This window comes from Jeongeupia chitinilytica, assembly GCF_014652315.1.
GTDB classification, from domain to species: Bacteria; Pseudomonadota; Gammaproteobacteria; order Burkholderiales; family Chitinibacteraceae; genus Jeongeupia; species Jeongeupia chitinilytica.
Genome location: NZ_BMYO01000001.1, coordinates 266,278 through 288,690 on the forward strand (window position 1 = coordinate 266,278; position 22,413 = coordinate 288,690).

Below are 22,413 nucleotides of genomic sequence, written 5' to 3' on the forward strand. Positions count from 1 at the left end.
AAGCGGAGCATTGGCAATGCGAATGTTGTGGATCTGCGCGCTGGCGGGCGGTCTGGCCGGCTGTGCCCAATTACCGTCCCGAACCCCGGTCAAACCCGAGGGCGAGGCCTGCGAAGCGCTCAAGGGCCGGCAACTGGCGGCCTCGGCCATCGCGCTGCCGACCCGGGGCGCCGTGGTCGACGGTGCAGCGTGGCTTCCGGTGCCGGGCAGTACCGTCGAGTACTGCCGCGTTCAGGGCCGGATCGATCCGGTCGACCCGGATGCGCCGCCGATCCGCTTCGAGCTGGGATTGCCGTCGAACTGGAACGGCAAGTCGCTGCACCTCGGGGGCGGGGGGTACAACGGCACTGTTGTTGCCGCGACCGGTAACGTGCCGGCACCGCCGCTGAACGTGCCAGTGCCGCTGGCACGCGGATATGCGACGTTTGGCAGCGACAGCGGCCATGAAGCCGCGCCCCCGTACAGCGACGATCCGGCAACGCGTTCGCTCGACGGCCGATTCCTGCAGAACGACGAGGCGCTACACAACTTTGCCGGTGATGCGCTGAAGAAGACGCACGACGTGGCGACGCAGCTGCTGACGACCTACTACGGCCGCGCACCGGTGCAGCGCTACTTTGCCGGTGGTTCGACCGGCGGGCGCGAGGCATTCGCCGTCGTGCAGCGCTGGCCGGACGATTACGATGGCGTGATTTCGGCGTATCCGGCCTGGAATGCCGCGACCCTGGATCTTGCCTTCGGCCGGATTGCGCGTGCGCTGGCGCAGCCCGGCGCCTATCTTGATCCGGCCAAACAGACCTTGTTGTACCAGGCGCAAATCGCCGCCTGCGACGCCAATGACGGCGCACGAGACGGGCTGATCAGCCGGCCGGATGCCTGCCGCTTTACGGCAAAGTCGCTGCGTTGCGCCAAGGGCCGCGATCTCGGTGATCACTGTCTGTCCGACGCGCAGATCGCCGCGGTATCGACGATGGCGACGCCGATGCGCCTGCATTATCCGGTGGCCAGTGGCGAAACCGGCTATCCCGGCTTCAATGTGCTCAGCGGTGCCGACCTGCGCGGCTTCCTCGGCTGGGGGAGCCAGGCACCGACAAGCCCGGCGCAACTTGGGCAACCGTACCTGTCCCAGTTCTGGGATCACTGGGTTCGCTTTGGCGTCACCCGCGATCCGGCCTTCGATTCGCGCAAGCTCGACCCCGAGCGGGCCGGGCCGGAAGCGGGGCGGATCAGCGTGCTGACCGCTCTGCAGGACGTCAACCGGACGGACCTGGGCCGTTTTGCCGGTCGTGGCGGCAAGCTGATCGTGCTGCACGGTGCGGCCGATGCCCTGGTCAGCACGCGGGCGACGATCGATTACATGGAGCGGGTCAGGGCAGGTATGGGCAGTGCGGCGACCGACGCATTCACGCGCTTCTACGTGATTCCGGGGTACGGCCACGTCAACGGCGCGTTCAAGGCATCGTGGGATTCGCTGGCCGCGCTGGATCGCTGGGTCGTCGATGGGGTGGCGCCGGGGGCGGAGGTCGTCGCGGATGCCAATGCCGGCACGCTCGGCCGGACCCGGCCGTTGTGCCGGTATCCGGCGTGGCCGCGCTACCGCTCGGGCGATGTCAACGTTGCGGCCAGCTTCGAATGCGTGAAGGACTAGCCCTCAGTCGTGCATCACGCCGGCGCGCAGGCCGCGCCGGTAGCTGACGGTGATCAGTACCATCATCAGGGCCACGAACAGTCCGAAGCCGAGCACGATGAGCGTCATCGGCGGCAGGCCGCTGCTGCCGAAGTGCCGGACCTGCAGCGCCGAAGCGTCCGCCGGCAGCGGCGTGCTCAGGTATTTCACCAGCAACGCGTGAATGCCGACCATGGCGAGAATGCCAAGGTTTTCGTTGAAGTTCTGCACCGCGATCGAATGGCCGGCGCCCATCAGCAGGTAGCCGCGGTGCTGGAGCATGGCGTTGAGCGGTACGACGAAAAATCCGGAGAGTGCACCGACGATGAACATCAGCGTCGCGGCGACGGTGCCGTCGTAGACCAGCAGCATGCTCATCACCAGCATGCCCATGGCGATGCCGGCCGGCAGCACCGAGAATGCGCGCTTGAGCGGCACAAAGCGGCCGGCAATCACGGCACCGAAGGCCGTGCCGAAGGCGACGACGGCAATCAGCATCGTCGCCTTTTCCATGCTGTACGCCAGCCAGATCACGGCCCAGTTGAGCACCACCAGCCGCATTGTCGCGCCGGCGCCCCAGAACAGCGTGGTCACCGCCAGCGACAATTGCCCCTGCGGGTCGAGCCAGAGGCGGCGTGCACAGCCGATGAAATCCCGGGTCATCTGCACCGGGCCGTGGATCATCGGCTTGAGCTGGACGTTGAGCCGAGGAATGTAGTGGTTCAGCCACGCGGCGGCGAGATAGATGGCGACGATGACGACGATGGCGAGTTCGGCCGTCGTCGCAGGCCAGGGCAGGTGCAGCTTGTGCAGGAAGCCTGCCATCTGCGCGCCGGTCAGGAAGCCGCCGAGCACCGTGCCGAAAATGATGGCGGCGACCGTTGCGCCTTCGAGCCAGCCGTTGGCTTCGACGAGCTTGTCGTGGGGCAGGTACTCGGTGATCAGCCCGTATTTGGCGGGGCTGTAGGCCGCGGCGCCGAAGCCGACCACGGCATAGGCAAAGATCGGCGGGAGGCCGACCAGCATGCCGACGCCGCCGGCGAGCTTGATGCCGTTGCAGATCATCATCGCCCGGCCCTTGTGCATCGAATCGGCAAAGGAGCCGGCAAATGGCGCCAGCACGACGTAGGACACGGTAAAGCACCACAGCAGCATCGACAGATGCCATTCGGGTGCAAGCTGTTCCCTGAGCAGCGCCAGCGCGGCAATGAACAGCGCGTTGTCGGCGAGTGCGGACAGGAACTGCGCGCCCAGTATCAGGAAAAATCCACGGTCCATGCGGTGATCGTACCGGTGCGGAGACGTCCGGTTTATAACACGTTTGCCTTGCCCGGCGCCTTGTTCCGATCGGTGCCGGCTGGCGGGGGCTGTCCGGAGACTATGGCCGGCTGGCTGTACTCGCGTGCTAAGATGGGGACCGTTTCTGCTCCCGCTCCCGCGCGCCGATAATGGATTCACTGTCACTGCTGGTGAGCGTCTTCACCGACTACGGCTATCTGGCCGTTTTCCTTGTCCTGCTGGCCTGCGGTTTTGGCGTGCCGATTCCCGAGGACATCACCCTCGTTGCCGGCGGCATCATCGCCGGGCTCGGCTATGCCGACGTGCACACCATGTTTTTCGTCGGCATGGCCGGCGTGCTGGTTGGCGACTCGGTCATGTTCCTGCTCGGCCGCTATTACGGTGCCCGCGTACTGAAGTGGCGCTGGGTGGCGCGGATCATGACTCCCGAGCGTTATGCGGCGGTCCAGGACAAGTTTTCCCGTTACGGCAACCGGGTGCTCTTCGTCGCCCGCTTCCTGCCCGGCCTGCGTTCGCCGATCTTCCTTTCCGCCGGCATGAGCCACTGTGTTTCGTACTGGCGCTTCCTGTTGCTCGACGGTTTTGCCGCGCTGATCAGCGTGCCCGTGTGGGTCTATCTCGGCTACTACGGTGCCTACAACCACGAGTGGCTGCTGCTGTGGCTGAAACGCGGACAGGCCGGCATCATGGTCCTGGTCGCGCTGGTCGCCGTCATCGTCGGTGTCTGGTACTGGCGGCACCGCCGCTGCAGCCGCGCCGCGCAGACCGCTCAAGACCGCCCCTGACGTTCCGTTTTCCACCCGATCCGCCCGTTCGCCATGTCCCGCCCCATTCAGGTCCTGATCGACCCCGCTGCCATTGCCCACAACTATCACCGGATGAAGGCGCTGGCGCCCAGTTCGAAGGTCTACGCGGTGACCAAGGCCAACGGCTACGGCCACGGGCTGGAGCGTGTTGCCGCGGCCCTGCCGGACGCCGACGGTTTTGCGCTGCTCGAGTTCGATCGCGCCGTGGCCTTGCGTGAGGCCGGTGTCGCTCAGCCCATCCTGCTGCTGGAGGGCGTGTTCAGCGCCGGCGAGCTGCTGCTGGCGTCGCAGCATGCGCTGACCGTCGCCGTGCACGAGGAGCAGGCGCTGCAATGGCTGGAAACGCTGGCGTTACCCCGGCCACTGGACATCTACCTCAAACTCAATACCGGCATGAACCGGCTCGGTTTCGTGGCCGAAACCGCGCCGGCCGTCGTCGCCCGGCTGCAGGCCTGTGCCAATGTCGCCAGCGTCACGCTGATGACGCACTTCGCGACCGCCGACAATCCCGAACAGGGCATCACGTCGCAATTGGCGCGTTTCGACGCCGTGGCCGGCGGGCTCGGTCTGCCGATGACGCTCGCCAACTCGGCCGCGACCTTCGACTTTCCTCAGGTTCACCGGGACTGGGTCCGTCCCGGCGTGGCGCTCTACGGGGCAACGCCGTTCGCGCACCGCAGTGCCGCATCGCTGGGCCTGGTGGCAGCAATGAGTCTGGAAAGCGAAATCATCGGTGTGCAGTGCCTCAAGGCCGGTGACTCCGTCGGCTACGGCGCGGCATTTACCGCGGCCGGGCCGATGCGGGTCGGGATCGTTGCCTGCGGCTATGCCGACGGCTATCCGCGGCATGCCCCGACCGGTACGCCGGTGCTCGTCGGTGGAGTGCGTACCCGGCTGCTCGGCCGTGTCTCGATGGACATGCTCGCTGTCGATCTGAGCGGGCTGCCCGAGGCGCGGACCGGTTCGCCGGTGGAGTTATGGGGCAAGCGGCTGCCGATCGACGAGGTGGCGACCGCAGCCGGCACCATCGGCTACGAGCTGATGTGTGCGGTCGCGCCGCGGGTGCCGGTCCGGACGCTGTAACGGCTGGTCGATCGGTCTCGTAAACCCCGACGGCTTTCATTACAATCTTTCGTTTTGGCACTTTTCCCACCGGAATCTGTCGTGTATTGCTGACGGCCCGGTGGTTCGGGCCAGATTCCTCATTTCATTCAACCTGCAGGTTGCATCATGGCATTGATCGTCCAGAAGTACGGCGGCACCTCGGTTGGCACGCCCGAGCGCATCAAGAATGTCGCGCGGCGCGTCGCCAAGTTCAAGGCCCAGGGCCACGACATCGTCGTCGTCGTTTCCGCAATGAGCGGTGAAACCAACCGGCTGATCGCGCTCGCCAAGGAAATCCAGGCGAACCCCGATCCGCGCGAACTCGACGTGATCGTCTCGACCGGCGAACAGGTCACCATCGGTCTGCTGGCGATGGCGCTGAAAGAGCAGGGCGTCGACGCCAAGTCGTACACCGGTGGCCAGGTCAAGATCCTGACCGACTCCACCCATACCAAGGCCCGCATCCAGTCGATCGACGACGAGGCGATGCGTGCCGACCTGAACGCCGGCCGCGTCGTCATCGTCGCCGGGTTCCAGGGCGTGGATCCGGAAGGCAACATCACCACGCTGGGGCGCGGTGGCTCGGACACCTCGGGCGTGGCGCTGGCCGCGGCGCTGAAGGCTGACGAGTGCCAGATCTATACCGACGTCGACGGCGTGTACACCACCGACCCGCGCGTCGTGCCCGAAGCCAAGAAGCTCAAGACCATCACCTTCGAGGAAATGCTCGAGATGGCCAGCCTCGGCTCCAAGGTGCTGCAAATCCGCTCGGTGGAGTTCGCCGGCAAGTACAACGTGAAACTGCGCGTGCTGTCCTCGTTCCAGGAAGAGGGTGAGGGCACGCTGATTACCTTCGAGGAAGACCCGAACATGGAAAAGCCCGTCGTCTCCGGCATCGCCTTCAACCGTGACGAAGCCCGCATCAACGTGACCGGCGTGCCGGACAAGCCCGGTATCGCCTACCAGATCCTCGGCCCGGTTTCGGATGCCAACATCGACGTCGACATGATCATCCAGAACGTCGGCAAGGACGGTACCACCGACTTCAGCTTCACCGTGCCGAAGCCGGATCTGGCGCGCACGATCAAGGTGCTCGAAGGCGTGCAGGCGCACATCGGCGCGGCGCAGATCGACGGTGACGACAAGATCTGCAAGATCTCGATCGTCGGTGTCGGCATGCGCTCGCACGTCGGCGTTGCGGCGACGATGTTCCGCACGCTGGCCGAAGAGGGCATCAACATCCAGATGATTTCGACCTCGGAAATCAAGATCTCGGTCATTGTCGACGAGAAGTACCTCGAGCTGGCCGTGCGCGTGCTGCACAAGGCATTCGGCCTCGACAAGGGCTGATTTGGCAAAAAGTCCGCCAAGGCGGTTGACGGGTTTTCGGACCACAGGTAATATCCAGCCTCCCTTGACGGAGACGTGGATGAGTGGCTGAAATCACTCCCCTGCTAAGGGAGCATAGGGGCCAAAACCTCTATCGAGGGTTCGAATCCCTCCGTCTCCGCCAGCGGACCTCGCAGTACCGCAGTAAATGGAAAGTAAGCGTGCACCCGTAGCTCAGTTGGATAGAGTATCTGGCTACGAACCAGAGGGTCGGGCGTTCGAATCGCTCCGGGTGCACCATTTCTTCTCCTGCCTCGTCCCCATCGTCTAGAGGCCTAGGACACCACCCTTTCACGGTGACTACCGGGGTTCGAATCCCCGTGGGGACGCCATCTTGACCCCGGTTAAGAGCTTCCATCGGTATACAGTAGATCTCGCCTGCCGACACCGTTGCACGGCATACAGTCGCCCGCAGCAACGCCTTCCTTGTTTCTGTTTCCCCATCATTCGAATCAATACACAGCTGCTGCACAAAGCGCCGAACTGCCGCGTCGTCGACGTTGCCGATCTTGGGCCGTTGGTGCGTTGTAGCGCCTGTTCCAGCTGCGCGATTTCTTCTCTGAGCGGATGTGCTGTTCAAGGCGCTGCCGGATGCGCTTGGTCTGCGCCGGATCGTTCTCGCTGCGTTCGGCGAGCTGCGCCAATTGCCGGATGACCATACCAACCGTTTACCGGATCGCTTCGTCGCTGAGTACTTGAGTCAGTAAAGTGGTCAGCGTCGCTTGTTCAAGCTGGTTCTGGCAGTGCGCCGCTCGCCACGCTTGCCATTGTCGCGGTAGAAGCCGGCACTGCCGTAAACCGGCTGGCCGCATCCGCAATACAGCAGACCGCTGAACAGCTAGGGGCTCAGTCTGCTTCGCCTGCCTTTGGTGCGGCGCTGTTGTCGGCGCGACAGAATCAGCTTGGCTTCTGCGTCGCTGACCATTGCTGGATGCGCATCTCGCTGGATCGGCCACTCCGAACGTGGTCGATACTCGCATCCTTCGATATAGGCACCATCGATTCGCTCGTTGACCCGCTTCCAGACCAGATGTCCGGCGTAGTACAAGGCATTGCCCTCAGGCAGATCGATTATGCCGATCGGCTGGGGCAATCCCAAGCGTTGCATCGGGCCGACTCTGGCTTCGCACGGCCGCCCGTCCATGCAAGGACTGTTGCACCGGCACGAACCACTTCGAGTTCGGTTCGAGGTGCTGACCTGCTCCCCGATTTCAGGGCCAGGCCGAACTTAGTAGAGTCCGTTTTCCGACTAGGAGACGGCAGTGAAGAAGCGCTTTACCGACGAACAGATTCTCGATTTCCTCAAACAGGCCGAAGCCGGCGTACCGGTGAAGGAACTGTGCCGGCGGCACGGCTTTAGCGACGCGTCGTTCTACACCTGGCGCAGCAAATTCGGCGGCATGACTACGCCCGAGATCCGTCGGCTGAAGGACCTGGAGCTGGAGAACAGCCGGCTGAAGAAGCTGCTGGCCGAAGCGCATCTGGATACCACGGCATCAGCGGCGGCCGGGTGATCCGGGCGCTCGACGAGATGGCCCGGTTTCGTGGCTATCCTGCGGCAATCCGGGCGGATCAGGGGCCGGAATTTACCGGCAAGGTGCTGGATCAGCGGGCGTATCAGCGCGGGATCAGGTTGAAACTGATCCAACCGGGCAAGCCGACGCAGAACGCCTTCATCGAATCCTTCAACGGCAAGTTCAGAGATGAATGCCTGAACGAACACTGGTTCTGTTCGCTTATGGAGGCCAGAATCCGGATTGCAGCTTGGCGAAGGGATTGCAACGAGTGCCGACCGCACAGCAGTATTGGCAACCAGACGCCGGCCGAGTTTGCCGCTGGCTGGCGTGCGGGCCAGCCACGAATGAAGCAAGAAAAGTAATCATCAACCCCCGGACCGGCTAAGCCACGATTGGCCCTGAAACTGGGGGCAGGTCAACTTGGCCGTGGTGATTGACCTGTATTCCCGCAAAGTCGTTGGCTGGTCGATGAAACCGACCATAACCCGGGAGCTGGCGATCGATGCCTTGCTGATGGCGGTCTGGTGGCGCAAGCCGATTGGCCGTGTGCTGATCCACTCCGACCAAGGCTCGCAATATGGCAGCGACGACTGGCGCCGTTTCTGCGCCGCCAACAAGCTGGAACCGAGCATGAGCCGACGCGGCAACTGCCGGGATAATGCAGTGGCGGAATCGTTTTTCAGCAGCCTGAAGAAGGAACGCATTCGCAAGCGGATTTACAAGACCCGCGATCTGGCCAAGTCCGACGTGTTCGATTACATCGAAGCGTTTTACAACCGAAACCGCCGCCACAGCCATCTGGGCGGCGTCAGTCCCGAGGCCTTTGAACGGGCTGTGGCGTGAGGCTGGGATTTGTCTACTGAACCCGGGGCAGTCCATTTTCCACCGGCTTGCCGGGCTGGATGAACGACAGTGTCGAGCTGGCCTGATAAGCCCAAGCATCCAGCGCAAGCCCGGCAAATTCCGGGCTATTGTCGACGGTGATCGGCGCCGGTAATCCCCGTATCTCCCGCAAGCGTTCCAGTACATGCACCACCCGTACACCGTGTAGCAAGGTGTCGACCTCGATGGCCACACACTCACGGGTGAAGTCATCGACGATATTCAGACTGTGGAACCGCTGACCATAGGCCGGATCATTGCTGATGAAGTCCATCGACCAGCTCTGGTTCGGTCTGCTCGGTGGGATACGTGGTGTGCGCTCGACGCCGGCAATCCGTTTGCGCTTGCGTCGCCGCACACTCAGGTCTTCCGCCCGATACAGCTACCAGATGCGCTTGTGATTGACGTGCCAGCCTTCGCGCTGCAACAGCACGTGCAAGCGGCGATAGCCAAAGCGGCGCCTTTGTCTTGCCAATTTGATCAACCAGCCGCGCAACTGGTGATCGCCAGAACAACTGGGCTGATAGCGAAAAAGCGAACGGGAAACTCCGACTAGCCCACAGGCACGAGTGACGCCCATTGCGCGCTCACCCATCCGGATGGCCACTGCGTCACGCCGTGTCTGCGGGCTTACCACTTTCGGCCGATCAGATCCTTCAACGCCGCGTTATCGAGCATCGATTCGGCCAGTAATCGCTTGAGGCGATCGTTCTCCTGTTCGAGCTCCTTGAGCCGCTGCGCTTCGGCAACAGTCATGCCTGCGTACCTAGCCTTCCAGTGGTACCAAGTTGCCTCGGCGATGCCGTATCTGCGGCATAGTTCAGCCGGTTTCGCGCCAGCTTCGCCTTTCTTGAGGATGCCGATGATCTGTTCGTCGGTGAATCGTTTCTTCATTACCGTTCCCTTTTTCTTGGAGCGGACTCTACATCGTCACCGGACTAAATGCGGGGGGGCTGGTCAACACACCAGACCATGACTAAAACTAATGCTTCAATGAAGTTAGATCATTTTTATTCATTGAGCACCTGGCATAAAATGCGTGCAGCCACTTGACTGTGGGCAATATAAGACTGCCGATCAAGACCGCCGGAATAAGCTGGAAACACCGGAAAGTGAGCCCGGGTTTTTCTCGGGAATCAGGGTGCAAATTTGCAATGAGTAAAGCGTTTACATTCGCCATCAAGCGCATTCGTTTCGATGAAAACTATCATCCATCGGACAGTACGCGCATCACGACCAATTTTGCGAATCTGGCCAGAGGGGAGAGGCGTCAAGAGAACCTGCGCAACGCCTTGAGGATGATTGACAGTCGCTTCAATGCCCAGGCGCATTGGGATAATCCCAGTGGGGATCGTTACTCGGTGGAGCTTGAAATCATTTCCGTCGAAATGAACCTCGAGAACGATGGTAATGCCTTCCCTGCGATTGAAATACTGAAGACAAATATTGTTGATCGCAAGACCAACAGGTGCATCGAAGGCATCGTAGGAAACAATTTCTCTTCTTATGTGCGGGATTATGATTTCAGCGTATTGCTGCTGGAGCACAACAAAAACCAACCCAGATTCAGTATTCCGGATGATTTTGGCGATCTGCACGGAAAGTTATTTCAGTCTTTCGTGAGTTCGGATGCATACAAGCAGAATTTTGCCAAGCCGCCGGTCATTTGCCTCAGCGTTTCCGAAAGCAAGACTTACCATCGCACAGGAAATCAGCACCCGGTGCTTGGTTTTGAGTATCAGCCCAATGAGTCATCGTTAACGGAAAGCTATTTCAAGAAAATGGGCTTGCAGGTTCGTTGCTTCATGCCACCCAATAGCGTTGCGCCGCTGACGTTCTACTTCTTTGGTGATTTGCTGAACGACTATAGCAATCTCGAACTGGTCAGCACCATCAGTACGATGGAAACATTCCAGAAAATTTACCGGCCCGAAATTTACAATGCCAATGCAGCAGCGGGGGCATGCTACAAGCCCGATCTGAAAAACCCCGATCATTCGGTTACACAGATCATTTATGATCGTGAAGAGCGGAGCCGGCTGGCAATTGAGCAGGGAAAATTTGCCGAAGAGTGCTTCGTCAAGCCGCATCGCGCCGTTCTTGAGAAGTGGGCTGCCAACTACGCGCATTGATCCAGAAAATACACAAGGTTGCCCATCATGAAAAAATTGCTGCCTACTTCGACTGCCGGCAGTCTGCCCAAACCCTCGTGGCTTGCACAGTCTGAGACACTGTGGTCGCCTTGGAAATTGCAGGACGAAGAATTGACTGACGGCAAACAGGATGCCTTGCGTTTGTCGTTGCAGGAGCAACTACAAGCCGGTATCGATATCGTCAGCGATGGCGAGCAAACGCGCCAACACTTTGTCACTACGTTTATCGAACACCTCGATGGCGTTGATTTCCAGAAACGTGAAACCGTCAGGATTCGAGATCGCTACGATGCGAGCGTGCCGACGGTGGTGGGGGCTGTCAGTCGTCAGAAGCCGGTATTTGTCGAAGACGCCCGGTTCTTGCGTCAGCAAACCAGTCAGCCGATCAAATGGGCACTGCCAGGCCCGATGACTATGATCGATACGCTTTATGATGCGCACTATAAAAGCCGGGAAAAACTGGCTTGGGAATTCGCCAGAACCCTCAACCAGGAAGCCAAAGAACTGGAGGCGGCCGGTGTTGACATCATTCAGTTTGACGAGCCTGCATTCAATGTGTTCTTTGACGAGGTGAATGACTGGGGGATTGCCGCTCTGGAAAGGGCGGTTGAAGGGCTCAAGTGCGAAACCGCCGTGCATATTTGCTATGGCTATGGCATCAAGGCCAATACCGACTGGAAAAAAACGCTGGGATCGGAGTGGCGGCAATACGAAGAAATCTTCCCTAAGCTGCAAGCCTCCAGTCTCGACATCATCTCCCTGGAGTGCCACAACTCCCGCGTGCCCATGGAGCTGATGGAGCTCATTCGCGGCAAAAAAGTGATGGTGGGGGCCATTGATGTGGCCAGCAATACCGTTGAGACTCCGGAGGAAGTGGCCAATACGCTGCGGAAGGCACTTCAGTTTGTCGACGCCGACAAGCTCTGTCCTTGCACCAATTGCGGGATGGCTCCCTTGTCACGTCGCGTCGCAAGAGCCAAGCTGAATGCGTTGAGCGCAGGCGCAGAGATCGTCCGTAGGGAGCTTTCGATCTAGCGCCAGGCTGCATCAGAAAGTGCTGTATGGGAAGGATGAGGTCGACCTGAATGATAGGGGTGTTTCTGACCTTCCCGAGCACTTTCGAGTCGGACCCAATATTCAGGATCTGCCATGTCACATCTTAGTCCTGCCATCGAGCCGCTACGCTTTCGCGAAGCGCTCGGGCACTACGCATCCGGCATCACGGTGATTACATCATGCATTGATGATGAGCCGATTGGTTTCACCTGCCAGTCGTTCCATAGTGTGTCGATGAGCCCGCCGCTTGTGTCATTTAGCGTGATGTCCAATTCGTACAGCTACCCGAAAATTCGCCGGGCAGGCCGATTCGCAGTCAATATACTGTCGGGTGAGCAAGTCGGGATTTCCAACCAGTTCGCCCGGCAGGGGGCTGACAAGTGGCATGGCGTCGAATGCCAGGAGTCGCCGCTGGGTAATCCTATCATTGCCGGTAGCCTGCATTGGCTTGATTGCGAAATTCACACCGAACATGCCGCAGGTGATCACTTGATCGTCATTGGTGAGGTGAAAGCACTGAACTTGCAAGAAGCCACCGCTACGCAACCATTGCTTTATTTCAAGGGTCGGTATTGCAACCTCGCTGTGCATAACGCAGTTTGATCATTTATCCCCGCAGCCCTCCTTTACTCTTCAGTCATTAGAGCGCCTTGCCGACGCCCCCCCAGGTTTGAGTGGCGCGCAGCTTTAGAGTCCAATCCCTTACATCAAGGAGAGTGGACGTGAAGAAACGCTTTTCCGAAGAACAGATCATCGGCTTCCTGCGTGAAGCCGAAGCAGGCCTGCCGATCAAGGAACCGTGCCGCGGGCACGGTTTCTCCGAAGCCGGCTACTACCTGTGGCGTAGCAAGTTCGGCGGCATGAGTGTGTCGGATGCCAAACGGCTCAAGGAACTCGGGGCCGAGAACGCCCGCCTCAAGCGCCTGCTGGCCAATGCCATGCTCGAGAACGAGATCGCCAAGGAAGCGTAGCAAAAGAAGTGGTGATCGCGCCGGCTCGGCGCGAGCTGGTGCGGTTCCTGCCCGGGCGAGGCCTGAGCGAGCGCTGGGCGCTGCGCATCGCCCGGATGAGTCCGAGCGCTTTTCGCTACCAGCCCAGCCCAGCCCAGCCCAGCCCAGCCCAGGCCGGGCCGGATCGGAACGGTACGTTGCGACAACGGGATCATCGAGCTGGCGCAGCGCCATCGCCGCTGCGGTACCGGAATGATCTACCAGAAGCTGCGCCGGAGCGGCTGGGCGGTGAACCATGGGCGGGGCGAACGGCTGTACGCGCTGGCGGGGTTGCAGGTACGGCGACGCAAACGCAAGAAGGTGCCGCCGGCCGAGCGACAGCCGCTGCTGCGGCCACTGGCTGCCAACGAGGTTTGGTCGATGGACTTCGTGTTCGACCGCTCCGCCGAAGGCCGGGTGATCAAATGCCTGACCATCGTCGGCGACGCGCCTCACGAAGCGGTGGCGGTGATTCCGGAAGGAGCCATCAGTGGCGAAGTGCTGACACGGCAACCGGATCGGCTGGGATTCTGGCGTGGCTTGCCACGGATCATTCGCACCGATAACGGCAAGGCGTGCTGCGGTCGGGCGATGCTGAGCTGGGCGCATCGGCGTGGACGCCGAGGTTAAGCGCGATCACCCGTGGGGACGCCATCTTGATGCTTTTCAAGCACAGGCTTTCGGCAGTCAAACGTCTCCTTCCTGCCTTTCTGTTACGCCGCGATCCACTTTGCGAAGTCACCCTGCTGTTTTCCGCATTCCCCGTTCCAGATATTCACGTTTCACCAGCTCTCCGTTGCCTTGGGTACTCGACCGAGCCGGACTGCGGGCGCACGTTCCGCCGGTACGGGTACGGATTCGAACCCGATTCGGGCCGGCGTGGCCGGACCTTCCGGTGGATGCGCCAGTGACAGGACGTGCCCGTTGCGCTTTGTGACCAGGCTGATGTGGGCGCGGGCGGCGATGCGGGCGAATCGGGCCGGTTAGCGGGCACCGTCCGGTTCAAGCGAGTGTGATCCGGTATCGGCGAGGGCGGCGCATCGGGTGATGCTCCGCCTCGTTCATTCAGGACGTACCTGCAGTTCAGAACGGCCAGACTGGCGATGCGGTCGTCATGTCCACCTTGCGCACCGTGCCGTAGTTGTTGGTGCTGGTGTTGGCATAAAAGAAGGCCGGTTCCTGGGCAAAACCGTAGCCGGCGACCTGGCTGGCGGCGCCGGCCGAGTACTTGATTCCCCAGAGATCGAAGGTCGGCCGCTGGTCGCGCTGCGTGATCCAGGACAGCGCGATCAGCATGTTGTCGTTGCCGTCCACGCCCGGGCGGGTGGCGTACCGGCTGTAGCCGAGCCGGTCCTTGTTGCTGTCCCAGTCGGCCTTGGCCGTCAGGCGTGCATGCAGGTACAGCAGGGTATAGATGTCCCAGGCCTGTGCGGCGTTGCCGGTCCGTTCCTGCCAGTAATGGGCCCACTGCACGTAGAACGCCATGCGGATGCCGTTTTGCGCCGCATAGCTGGTGTCGCCCCAGATCGCCTGGTAGGCGGCGTCGACCGGACCGGAGCGGGCTTTGGCGGCCACGAGCAGGTTGAAGGCGTCGCGATACTGCACGCGGCTGGCATTCAGGTCGACGGCCATTTCACGGTACATGCGCCACATCTTGTGCAGCGGAAAAATGTTGTTCGAGACCTCGCCGCTGCTGGCGCTGCCGTAAATGCTCAACACGCCCAGCTGCAGGTTGTGACCCAGCTCGTGGCTTTCGCCCCAGCCGCGCGGCGTCAGCCCCCAGGTCTGGTCGTACGGGTTACCGGAACACCCGGCGCCGCACTGCGCATAGACGTCGATATTGATGTGCTGCGTGCCCGGCACCCGGTGCATGGTTGTGTCGGCGCAATCCCATCCCTTGCCGCTGCAGAACGCCGTGACGGCGGCCGGCAGCGTCTTGCCGCCACGTGCGAATCCGGCAAAGCCGTAAGCATCGTCGAAGAACAGGTTGACCATTTCGTCCAGATACTGGTTCATGTTCCCCTTGTAGTCGCTGCCGTTGACGACGTCGCGCAGCTTGTCGACGCGCGCGTGCGCCTCCATGCCCGGCATCTTGATTTCGGTCCAGTCGGACTGCGTATTGCCCAGCGCCGTGACAAAGGCAGTGCGATCGCCATTGACCGTGGTGTCGAGGAAAGGCTGGCGGGCCACGCCACGCAGCCTGAGCTTGACCACCTGGCCCGGCGTTGCGCCGCTGTACTGCAACTGCAGCAGACCGCCGTACGGGGTGACGACCGGAACGGTACTGCCGACGGCGAGGTTCATGGCGGGGGCTGCCAGATAGCGGGGACGTGTATAACCGTTGCCGACCTTGGTCGAGCCGCTCCGTTGGGTATTGATGCGCAATGCGACGGTTGCAGTGCCCGGATCGAGCAGAGTGACCTGCAGGGGCTGCCCCGGTACGGCAAAACGGCCGATGGCGGTGAAACCGCTGCCATCACTCAAGGTGACGCTGACGGTCTCGTCGCTGCTGGTGACCGGCAGCCCCGCGCTGGTTGCACTCTGGTACGAGCCCAGATCGTTCTGCCGACCGCCGGCGGTGCGGACATAGGTCACCCACGCGTCGGCCACGACGGCCCGCTGGAACGCGGCCGGATTTTTCTGCTTGTCGAGCGGATAGACGATCTGTTTGCGGGTCACGTCCGCCCACAGCGTCAGCAAGCGCAGCAGCGTGGTGTTCGGTGTCGCGAACAGTTGCCGGGCGTTGCCGTTGTAATTGTTCAGCCGGGCGCGGATCTGCTCGGCCGGATCGATGATCTCGTTGTTGAAGCCCGGCGCATCGCCACAACCGGTGTCGCTGCATTTGCTCCAGTCGTAGTCGGCACGCAGCGTATTGCCCGCCAGCCGGCCCAGTAGCGGCAGCATGCCGTTGAACTGTGCTGTAGCCCGGATGTTGTCCGCCTCGTTGCGCCCGGCCGCGACCTTGTCGTTGGCCCAGTAGTTGCCGCCATAGCCACCCAGGTCCATGCCCATGGCCCCAAGAATCTGCCGGCCGGAGGCACTGTCACCCCATGCGCCGTTGTGCAGGTAAAGCACCGGCTTTCCCGCCTTCAGCAAGACCCGGACGCGTTCGGACAGGGTTGCGTCGGCCGGCACGTCCGAACTGACGATCACGAGCGAGACCCGATCGGCGCAGGCCTGGTCCGTCAGCGCATTGCATCCGGCGTCCCTGGCCGCAACGCCGGCCTTGGCCAGACCGCTGACGGTACCGGCGCCGGTCATGCCGGCCATGCTGATGTCGAGTGATGCCGGCAGCACGCTGGCGGCATCGCCGACGACCAGCCAGGACAGCAGTCGCCGGAATGCCGGTGCATGGACGAGATTGCCGTCCTTGCGAAACAGTTCGACCACATTCGTGCCGTAACCGGCGCTGCGGCCGCCTTCGGCGATGCTGATTCCGGCCAGCGTCTGGCCGCCATCACCGACGATCAACGGCTGTGCCACTTCGGGCGAGGCCGACAGCACGAACTGGCTTTGTGGCGTCGGCAGGTATTCGCTGCTGACTCCTTTGAAGAGGAGTCCAAGACGTTCGGCTTGCGTCTGCGACAGCGACAGCGCCCGGTTGTAGGCCAGAACGATCAGCGGCAGCGGATCATTCAGCGCGGCGGGATCGCCACTGGCGACAGCAGCGTCGATGGTGCTGACCACGGCCGGTGGCGGTTCCGGAATCGGCGTCGGCACGGACGTGGGAGCCGGGGTGGGCGTCGGATTGCTTGTGCTACCCGTTCCGCCGTCCGAATCGCCGCTGCTACTTTCGCCGCCGCCGCACGCTGTCAGTAGTGCTGCAGCCAGCACTATCCCCCAAAGTCTGCCCCGCACCATTGTTCAATTCCTCTAGATGATTTGATTATCAAAATCTAATATTCATGCGCGGCGCATGGTATCAGCAGATCCTTACATGACCGTTCGTTCCTGACAGGGCGCCGGGTACGCTAGGCAAGCGACGGCACAAACCGGTGCGTCCGGCGGGGGCAAGCAGTCCGGGTCGCCGCCGGGTGCGCGGAACGATGTGGTGAGGTGGGGGGGCGGGGCGGCGGGGCGGTGGAAAGCCCGCACGGTTCGGACCGAGGGAGATAGAATCAAGCCGGAGGAATGTCCGATCGGCCTTCCGTCAGGAGCCAGCCCCGATGTCCATGCCCCATGTCTGTACCGGCGCGACCCTGCAGTGCAGTTTCGGCGTCGCGCCGGCTACATTGAATGTACTGCCGGTCAACCGGGTCCTGCTCGGCGGCTTGCCGGCGGCGACCCTGATGGACCACATCCCCATTCTCAACATCACGCCGTTCGCGATGTGCCAGAGCATGGCCAACCCGACCGTGGCGGCGGCAACGGCGGCCAAACTCGGCGTGTTCACGCCGATGCCCTGTGTGCCGGTGACCGCCGCACCGTGGATTCCCGGCGGCGCGACGACGGTGATGGTCGGGAACATGCCGGCCCTCAATGCGGGCGGGACGCTGATGTGCAACTGGGGCGGCGTCATCAAGGTGGTATCGCCGGGACAGGCGACGGTGATGCTGCCGTAGCGCCTCAGTCGTGTCCCCGCCAGCGTCGCCACCACCATGCCAGGCGGGAAATGGGCTGCTGGTCGGCGTTCAGCGGCCGGCCGTCGGTGTGGAAGGCATCGGTCGGACCGGCTGGCTTGCCGTCGACAAAGCGGCTGCGTTCGGCCAGTTGGCCGTTGGGATGGAAGCGTTGTTGCAGGCCGTGCAAACGGCCTTTGCGGTACTGACCGTGCTGGAGCAGACGGCCGTCCGGGTGGTAGGTCTTGGCGTCACCATCCGGCATGCCGCGCCGGTAGGCGGCGGTGTGCAGCAGCTTGCCTTCCGGATCGAAAAAGCTCGCCGGGCCATGCAGGACGTTGTCGGCATAATGCATGCGTGCCGCCAGCCGTCCGTTGGGGTGCATCAGCTGCATCGGGCCATGCAGCGCGCCCTGTTCGTAACCGAGTTGCGCCAGTGGTTTGCCGGCGTCCCGAATCTGCAGCGGGCCCTGCAGGGCGCCGGCGGCCAGCATGCCGGTCAGCCGGATCGCGCCGCGCTCGAGGTCCAGCGGCTGTTCATCATTCACGGTCTGTTCGTCCATCAATTGAGTTTGACGATGCCACCCTTGACGGTGAGCATGCCGCCGCCGTCGACGGTCTGCTCGGCGGCGGCCTTGTTCATCAGGCTGATGCCGGCGTCGTTGGTCAGCGTCGTGCCGGCCTTGTTGTCGAGCGAGGTGCCGGCCTGATTGGTCAGTGCGGTGCCGGCCTTGTTGGTCAGCGCCATGCCGGCCTGATTGGTCAGCGCGCCGTCGCTCTTGGCGGTGTAGTCGCCAGTGCTCTGCAGCGTCAGCGTGCCACCGACCTTGATCGTCAGGTTGCCGTCGACCGTCAGCGTGTAGTCGCCGGTGATCTTGTGCTCGAACTTGCCGCCGGTGGTGTGGCTCTGGTCGCCGTCGACCTTGAGCGTGCGCTTGCCCTTGACCTCGAGCGATTCGGTCCCGGTCTTGATCGTCGTCGTCCGGTTGCCTTTCTCGATCGTCGTGCTGTCGTTGCCCTCGCTGACGGTGCGCGTCCGGTCATTCTTCACCGTGGTCTTTTCATCGTGGCCGACGGTGGTCGTGCTGTCGTTGAGGATGTTGGCGTTGAAGTCCTTCTGTGCCTGCAGGAACACCTCCTCGCCGTCCTTCTTGTCTTCGAAGCGCAGCTCGTTGAAGCCGCCGCCGCCCTTGCTCGAATTGGTCTTGATGCCGCTCTGCGTCTGGTTGGCCGGCAGCGCGTACGGCAGCGTGTTGTCGCCGTTGTAGACGCAGCCGGTCACCAGCGGCCGGTCCGGATCGCCGTCGATGAAGGTGATGATGACCTCCTGGCCGATGCGCGGAATGAACTGGGTGCCGAAGCCCTTGCCCGTCCACGCCTGTGCCACGCGCACCCAGCACGAGCTGTTCTCGTCGTTCTTGCCGTCGCGGTCCCATGGAAACTGCACCTTGATCCGGCCGTACTGGTCGGTCCAGATTTCCTCACCGGCCTTGCCGACGACCAGTGCCGTCTGCGTATGCATGTAGGGTTTCGGCGTGCGTTGCAGGGGCCGGAACGGCGTTGCCTTGGGAATGGCCTCGAAGCGGTTGGCGTAATGCTGGTGATCGCCCTCGTGCGTGACCACGGTGACCAGCCAGTCGATATTGGCGGCGGCGTTGTCGTGATCGGTCAGCGTGAACGTATGCCCCGGCACCAGCCAGCGACAGTCGCTTCCACCGACGAAGCGCAGCGCCTGGCTGCGCAGCGCGTCGACGCGCTGCTTGGCCAGCGTATCGCCGGTCGCCTTTTCCGTATAACCGCCCGGGTGCTCGTACCGGCTCAGCGGGCCGTCCTTGGCCTGCGCCTGCGTATACAACGCGGTGGTCGGCGTCGTGAATTCGTAATCGGTGGTGCGATGGCCGGTGCTCACCGCCTGCTGCATCAGCTGGCCGCTGCGGATGGCGTGCAGCACGCGTCCGCCCATGTCGTCTGACCGGAACGCGATGCAGGCCGCGTTCGGACAAGCCGGGAAGGCATCGTTGTTGTCGGCCAGCACCAGCGTGTGCTTGCCGTCAGTGTGGGTGTGGAAGTAGAAAATGCCTTCGCTTTCCAGCAATCGCGACACGAAGGCAAAATCGCTCTCGCCGTACTGGACGCAATACTCGCGCGCCGAATAGCTGGCGTTGAGCTTGAGCTGGAAATCGCTGAAGCCGTGTACCGCAAACACGGCCTTGACGATGTCCGGCACGCTCTTGTTCTGGAACACCCGGTTGTTGCTTGCCAGCGTCAGCCACCACAGCCACGGCCGCAGCGTCAGCGCATAGCGCTCGTAGCCGCCGCTGCCGTCGAGCGGCAGCTGGCCGATCTCTGCGCACATGCCGTCGAGCGGGCGTTTGTCGGCATCGTTGTTCAGGCTCAGCGTGACGTGCTTGGCGATCGCGTCGCTCAGTGTCAGTGCGCTGCTGCCGACGCACTGCGCGTTGATCTCGCCAAGCCCGTTCAGTGCCTCGTGGCCGCTGAAGGCGTTGGCGTACAGTACGTCGAGCGGCGCGGTCGCGGTCAGGCTGAGCGAGGTGTTGGTGTCGATGGGGCGATTCATGTTCGGGTTTCCGCGGAGCCGGTGTCCGGCAGGATGGCTAGACGATGAGCTTGCTTTCGACGCCCGCGACACCCTGCGCCGGGCCGGGCGGGCGGACCAGCCGGTCCCCCTGCATGCCCGGGCCGATGCCGGTCAGACCCTGCAGCCAGAAATGCCAGTGGCCGCCACTGTAACGCAGCAGCACATTGGCACGGATCGATGCGATGCGGTTCGGCAGTGGGTTGGCCGCGATCGCCAGCCCATAGTCGCTATCGTCGATCGTGGCCAGCCGGTTGCCACGCAGCGCCAGCGTGTATTCCCGCGCTTCGTGCGGGCACTGGATATGGAACACCCGCATCGTGTTGTGGCCAATGTCGTCGGTGTAGATTTTGCAGCCCGACAGCTCGGGAGTAAAAATGTAGTTGGCCAGTGGCGCGTTGATCGGCACGTCGATGTAGCCGCCCTGCGGCAACCAGTAGGCCGTGATCAGCGGATCGATATTGCCGCCGATTGGCGGCGAGTGATACAGCGTCACCGAGGTGTCGTTGGCGACGTCGCTGCGCAGAAAATCATAGCGCGCGGAGACGCCGAGCGGCGGCGCGTAGTGTTGTGACGACATCATCGCCGAGGTGAATGCATGGGCCTGCAAAAAGGCCTGGATGTTGTTGGTGAACGCGGTGTTCAATCCAAACGACATGGTATGTCTCTCGCTGAAAGGTGAACGTGAGCGGCCGACGGCCGAATCACATGGTTCTCGCCGGCTGGCCGTGTTCGGTCACCAGGCTGTAATTGGCGTAATGGTCCGGCGTGTAGATGACGAGATCGCGCGCATACTCGAGCATGATGCGTCCGCCGCCGGTGCCGCTGAATTCGATCAAGGTCGGAATCGCGCCGCCGGCGTGGCCGGTTGCGGCGGCCTCGGCGTAACTCATCCAGCACAGCTTGACCTTTTTCCTCGCCAGCGACGCGGCGACATACAGCCCGCCGATATCAGGCCGGGATCGGTACAGCGTACGGACAAAGCCGATATTGCCGAAGCTGATCGTCATATTGGCGATGCCGTGCGCGCTGCGAATACCGTCGAAGCCATACGCCGCGGTCGCGCCCGGGTAGGAGAAATCGATCTTGCCGACCTCGGTCGCGATGCGGGCGTTGGTATTGCGGATCTGGGTGATGACCGACTGTTCCTTGACGGGCAGTGCAGAAAGCAGGGTGTTGGTAGCGACGGCGACCATGGGTTCTTCCTTGGTGGGTGGCGGCAGTGATCAGTGGTACCAATTGCCGCGGTGTACTTCGTGCTTGCACGGCAGGGTGAAATGCAGTTGAAGGCCGGCGTAGTCGTACTCCAGCGTCATCGCGTTCGGGTCGGTGTTGTGGATCACGCCGACCAGTGTTTGGCGCGACGCGGTCGGTAAATACGACAGGTCGAAAAGGCAGACATTGCCCTGCTTGGCTTCCTTGGCAAGCTCGCGATCGATCAGGTCGAGCAGGTCCTGGTTCAGCGCGACGTGGCCATGCCGCGCCTCGTAACTGGGATACAAGGTCTTGATGTCGGCGCGGTAGCGTTGTCCGGCAATCGTGACGCCGACGTCGTAGCTGTGATGAGTCGGCGCGCTGCAGATCAATTTGGCTTCAATCAGCTTGGCAACGGCAACGCATTCGCGCTGTTTTGGGGGGGTAGTTGGATTGCCGAGCAGGGCGACGGCCTGGCTCCAGGCAACGGCACCAACTTCGACGCCGGCGACGATGGCGCCGTCGAAGGTAATGGTTTTAGCTGGCATGGCTGGCGAATTCCGGGATGGTCAAAATGGATGCATCCGGTCGTTGGCGGGACGGGGCATTACCAACGTCGTTGATTGAACGTCTGGTAATCGGCGGATTCGATGAAACTCAACCCGCTGGCATGGATGTCGCCCGCCTGCACCGGGTAAAAGGTGACGATCGGATAGACCGCGTGACCGCTGTCTGTGTGGGCGAGCGGATCGAAAACGATATCGGCGTATTGCGTGTACGCGTACCAGAGGCCGCGGATGTTCCAGTTCAGGGCGCGGTCACTTTCGATATCGGCAATGCCGACATGTGCGTCGGTCGACAGCCGTACCCGGTAGTAATAGCGGCCGTTGGTCTGATTGATGGTCTGGGTCACCCTGCTGCTGACGCTATTGATACGCCGAACGCATTTGGCGGCGTAGGCCCAGATCATTTCGTCGAGACTGGAATAGTGATAATCGCGTATCCACATGCCGTGGGGCTGCACGCCTTGCCGGTTCGGATCCATGATCGTATGCAGCAGGATGTGGTGGGCACGGTAGGAGGTCATGAACGCGTTCTGATAGCGCCAGCCCTGTTCGCCGTTCAGCGTGTCCATTTCCCACTCGACTACCTTGGCCCGTGACATTGCTCGTTTCCTTTGCCGCGTCCGATGGCGGCGTTACTC

21 protein-coding genes, 3 tRNA genes and 3 pseudogenes are annotated in these 22,413 nt (G+C 62.1%); 15 read left to right on the plus strand and 12 right to left on the minus strand.

What is annotated here, in order from left to right:
• The first annotated feature begins 16 nt into the window (after positions 1-16).
• Complete coding sequence (locus IE097_RS01305; RefSeq protein ID WP_189458335.1) at positions 17-1,648, plus strand: tannase/feruloyl esterase family alpha/beta hydrolase; 1,632 nt, start codon at positions 17-19, stop codon at positions 1,646-1,648.
• A gap of 3 nt (positions 1,649-1,651) precedes the next feature.
• Here IE097_RS01305 and lplT read toward each other — a convergent pair whose 3' ends face one another.
• Entirely contained in the window at positions 1,652-2,944 is a 1,293-nt protein-coding gene (gene lplT, locus IE097_RS01310; RefSeq protein ID WP_189458336.1) for a lysophospholipid transporter LplT, read from the minus strand.
• A 170-nt stretch (positions 2,945-3,114) separates the two neighbouring features.
• Between lplT and IE097_RS01315 the strand changes: the two genes are divergently transcribed.
• The 7 genes from IE097_RS01315 (at position 3,115) to IE097_RS01345 (ending at position 6,971) form a co-directional block, all read left to right on the plus strand.
• Positions 3,115-3,750 carry a DedA family protein gene (locus tag IE097_RS01315; protein ID WP_189458337.1) on the plus strand — a complete coding sequence of 212 codons (636 nt, stop codon included), beginning with the start codon at positions 3,115-3,117 and terminating at the stop codon, positions 3,748-3,750.
• Positions 3,751-3,783: 33 nt separating this feature from the next.
• Positions 3,784-4,854, plus strand: coding sequence for an alanine racemase (gene alr, locus IE097_RS01320; RefSeq protein WP_189458338.1), 1,071 nt, complete (start codon positions 3,784-3,786; stop codon positions 4,852-4,854).
• A 147-nt stretch (positions 4,855-5,001) separates the two neighbouring features.
• Positions 5,002-6,225, plus strand: coding sequence for an aspartate kinase (locus IE097_RS01325; RefSeq protein WP_189458339.1), 1,224 nt, complete (start codon positions 5,002-5,004; stop codon positions 6,223-6,225).
• Between the two features lie 69 nt (positions 6,226-6,294).
• Positions 6,295-6,388: transfer RNA gene (locus IE097_RS01330), tRNA-Ser, on the plus strand.
• Positions 6,389-6,427: 39 nt separating this feature from the next.
• Positions 6,428-6,504, plus strand: a tRNA-Arg gene (locus IE097_RS01335).
• Positions 6,505-6,520: 16 nt separating this feature from the next.
• A tRNA-Glu gene (locus tag IE097_RS01340) sits at positions 6,521-6,596 on the plus strand.
• A 237-nt stretch (positions 6,597-6,833) separates the two neighbouring features.
• Complete coding sequence (locus IE097_RS01345; RefSeq protein ID WP_189458340.1) at positions 6,834-6,971, plus strand: hypothetical protein; 138 nt, start codon at positions 6,834-6,836, stop codon at positions 6,969-6,971.
• A gap of 131 nt (positions 6,972-7,102) precedes the next feature.
• On the opposite strand, the gene IE097_RS01350 is transcribed toward IE097_RS01345, so the two are convergent.
• On the minus strand, positions 7,103-7,372 hold the full coding sequence (locus IE097_RS01350) for a hypothetical protein (RefSeq protein WP_189458341.1): 270 nt from the start codon (positions 7,370-7,372) through the stop codon (positions 7,103-7,105).
• 154 nt (positions 7,373-7,526) lie between these two features.
• Between IE097_RS01350 and IE097_RS01355 the strand changes: the two are divergent.
• A pseudogene (locus IE097_RS01355) lies at positions 7,527-8,143 on the plus strand (transposase).
• A 46-nt stretch (positions 8,144-8,189) separates the two neighbouring features.
• Positions 8,190-8,624 (plus strand): annotated as a pseudogene (locus tag IE097_RS01360) (IS3 family transposase); the annotation flags it as partial.
• 13 nt (positions 8,625-8,637) lie between these two features.
• Here the strand turns inward: IE097_RS01360 and IE097_RS01365 are convergent.
• From IE097_RS01365 to IE097_RS01375, 3 genes are read right to left on the minus strand one after another with little or no spacing between them, the layout of a single operon-like run.
• A complete protein-coding gene (locus IE097_RS01365) occupies positions 8,638-9,021 on the minus strand; it encodes a DDE-type integrase/transposase/recombinase (RefSeq protein ID WP_268247073.1) in 384 nt (127 codons plus the stop codon).
• A 24-nt stretch (positions 9,022-9,045) separates the two neighbouring features.
• The gene (locus IE097_RS19565; protein ID WP_373295728.1) at positions 9,046-9,258 is read right to left on the minus strand and encodes an IS3 family transposase; all 213 of its coding nucleotides are present in this window, start codon (positions 9,256-9,258) and stop codon (positions 9,046-9,048) included.
• A gap of 35 nt (positions 9,259-9,293) precedes the next feature.
• Complete coding sequence (locus IE097_RS01375; protein WP_189458344.1) at positions 9,294-9,557, minus strand: transposase; 264 nt, start codon at positions 9,555-9,557, stop codon at positions 9,294-9,296.
• A gap of 260 nt (positions 9,558-9,817) precedes the next feature.
• On the opposite strand from IE097_RS01375, the gene IE097_RS01380 reads away from it, so the two are divergent.
• The 4 genes and pseudogenes from IE097_RS01380 to IE097_RS19205 form a co-directional block, all read left to right on the plus strand.
• The gene (locus tag IE097_RS01380) at positions 9,818-10,795 is read left to right on the plus strand and encodes a DUF1852 domain-containing protein (RefSeq protein ID WP_189458345.1); all 978 of its coding nucleotides are present in this window, start codon (positions 9,818-9,820) and stop codon (positions 10,793-10,795) included.
• 27 nt (positions 10,796-10,822) lie between these two features.
• Positions 10,823-11,851 carry a methionine synthase gene (locus IE097_RS01385; protein ID WP_189458346.1) on the plus strand — a complete coding sequence of 343 codons (1,029 nt, stop codon included), beginning with the start codon at positions 10,823-10,825 and terminating at the stop codon, positions 11,849-11,851.
• A gap of 114 nt (positions 11,852-11,965) precedes the next feature.
• Positions 11,966-12,475 (plus strand): flavin reductase family protein, encoded by a 510-nt coding sequence (locus IE097_RS01390; RefSeq protein WP_189458347.1) that lies wholly within the window; start codon positions 11,966-11,968, stop codon positions 12,473-12,475.
• A 119-nt stretch (positions 12,476-12,594) separates the two neighbouring features.
• Positions 12,595-13,479: pseudogene (locus IE097_RS19205) on the plus strand (transposase); the annotation flags it as partial.
• A 465-nt stretch (positions 13,480-13,944) separates the two neighbouring features.
• On the opposite strand, the gene IE097_RS01405 reads toward IE097_RS19205, so the two are convergent.
• Positions 13,945-16,581, minus strand: a complete 2,637-nt coding sequence (locus tag IE097_RS01405; protein WP_189458350.1) for an ImpA family metalloprotease — start codon at positions 16,579-16,581, stop codon at positions 13,945-13,947.
• 446 nt (positions 16,582-17,027) lie between these two features.
• Between IE097_RS01405 and IE097_RS01410 the strand changes: the two genes are divergently transcribed.
• Complete coding sequence (locus IE097_RS01410; protein WP_189458351.1) at positions 17,028-17,423, plus strand: DUF4280 domain-containing protein; 396 nt, start codon at positions 17,028-17,030, stop codon at positions 17,421-17,423.
• Between the two features lie 4 nt (positions 17,424-17,427).
• Here the strand turns inward: IE097_RS01410 and IE097_RS01415 are convergent, their stop codons facing one another.
• From IE097_RS01415 to IE097_RS01440, 6 genes are read right to left on the minus strand one after another with little or no spacing between them, the layout of a single operon-like run.
• Positions 17,428-17,967 carry a toxin-antitoxin system YwqK family antitoxin gene (locus IE097_RS01415; RefSeq protein WP_229797356.1) on the minus strand — a complete coding sequence of 180 codons (540 nt, stop codon included), beginning with the start codon at positions 17,965-17,967 and terminating at the stop codon, positions 17,428-17,430.
• A gap of 14 nt (positions 17,968-17,981) precedes the next feature.
• Positions 17,982-19,997 carry a type VI secretion system Vgr family protein gene (locus IE097_RS01420; protein WP_189458353.1) on the minus strand — a complete coding sequence of 672 codons (2,016 nt, stop codon included), beginning with the start codon at positions 19,995-19,997 and terminating at the stop codon, positions 17,982-17,984.
• 37 nt (positions 19,998-20,034) lie between these two features.
• Positions 20,035-20,673, minus strand: coding sequence for a hypothetical protein (locus IE097_RS01425; RefSeq protein ID WP_189458354.1), 639 nt, complete (start codon positions 20,671-20,673; stop codon positions 20,035-20,037).
• Positions 20,674-20,719: 46 nt separating this feature from the next.
• On the minus strand, positions 20,720-21,211 hold the full coding sequence (locus IE097_RS01430; protein ID WP_189458355.1) for a hypothetical protein: 492 nt from the start codon (positions 21,209-21,211) through the stop codon (positions 20,720-20,722).
• A gap of 30 nt (positions 21,212-21,241) precedes the next feature.
• Positions 21,242-21,757 carry a hypothetical protein gene (locus IE097_RS01435; protein WP_189458356.1) on the minus strand — a complete coding sequence of 172 codons (516 nt, stop codon included), beginning with the start codon at positions 21,755-21,757 and terminating at the stop codon, positions 21,242-21,244.
• A gap of 59 nt (positions 21,758-21,816) precedes the next feature.
• Entirely contained in the window at positions 21,817-22,374 is a 558-nt protein-coding gene (locus IE097_RS01440; protein ID WP_189458357.1) for a hypothetical protein, read from the minus strand.
• Positions 22,375-22,413: the final 39 nt, after the last annotated feature.

Coding starts and splice junctions, on each gene's coding strand:
- alr (WP_189458338.1), top strand. CDS start 3,784: ATGTCCCGCCCCATTCAGGTCCTGATCGACCCCGCTGCCATTGCCCAC.
- IE097_RS01380 (WP_189458345.1), top strand. CDS start 9,818: ATGAGTAAAGCGTTTACATTCGCCATCAAGCGCATTCGTTTCGATGAA.
- IE097_RS01390 (WP_189458347.1), top strand. CDS start 11,966: ATGTCACATCTTAGTCCTGCCATCGAGCCGCTACGCTTTCGCGAAGCG.
- IE097_RS01350 (WP_189458341.1), bottom strand. CDS start 7,372: ATGCAACGCTTGGGATTGCCCCAGCCGATCGGCATAATCGATCTGCCT.
- IE097_RS01420 (WP_189458353.1), bottom strand. CDS start 19,997: ATGAATCGCCCCATCGACACCAACACCTCGCTCAGCCTGACCGCGACC.
- IE097_RS19565 (WP_373295728.1), bottom strand. CDS start 9,258: ATGGGTGAGCGCGCAATGGGCGTCACTCGTGCCTGTGGGCTAGTCGGA.
- IE097_RS01325 (WP_189458339.1), top strand. CDS start 5,002: ATGGCATTGATCGTCCAGAAGTACGGCGGCACCTCGGTTGGCACGCCC.
- IE097_RS01435 (WP_189458356.1), bottom strand. CDS start 21,757: ATGCCAGCTAAAACCATTACCTTCGACGGCGCCATCGTCGCCGGCGTC.
- lplT (WP_189458336.1), bottom strand. CDS start 2,944: ATGGACCGTGGATTTTTCCTGATACTGGGCGCGCAGTTCCTGTCCGCA.
- IE097_RS01425 (WP_189458354.1), bottom strand. CDS start 20,673: ATGTCGTTTGGATTGAACACCGCGTTCACCAACAACATCCAGGCCTTT.
- IE097_RS01385 (WP_189458346.1), top strand. CDS start 10,823: ATGAAAAAATTGCTGCCTACTTCGACTGCCGGCAGTCTGCCCAAACCC.
- IE097_RS01410 (WP_189458351.1), top strand. CDS start 17,028: ATGTCCATGCCCCATGTCTGTACCGGCGCGACCCTGCAGTGCAGTTTC.
- IE097_RS01430 (WP_189458355.1), bottom strand. CDS start 21,211: ATGGTCGCCGTCGCTACCAACACCCTGCTTTCTGCACTGCCCGTCAAG.
- IE097_RS01305 (WP_189458335.1), top strand. CDS start 17: ATGCGAATGTTGTGGATCTGCGCGCTGGCGGGCGGTCTGGCCGGCTGT.
- IE097_RS01440 (WP_189458357.1), bottom strand. CDS start 22,374: ATGTCACGGGCCAAGGTAGTCGAGTGGGAAATGGACACGCTGAACGGC.
- IE097_RS01375 (WP_189458344.1), bottom strand. CDS start 9,557: ATGAAGAAACGATTCACCGACGAACAGATCATCGGCATCCTCAAGAAA.
- IE097_RS01315 (WP_189458337.1), top strand. CDS start 3,115: ATGGATTCACTGTCACTGCTGGTGAGCGTCTTCACCGACTACGGCTAT.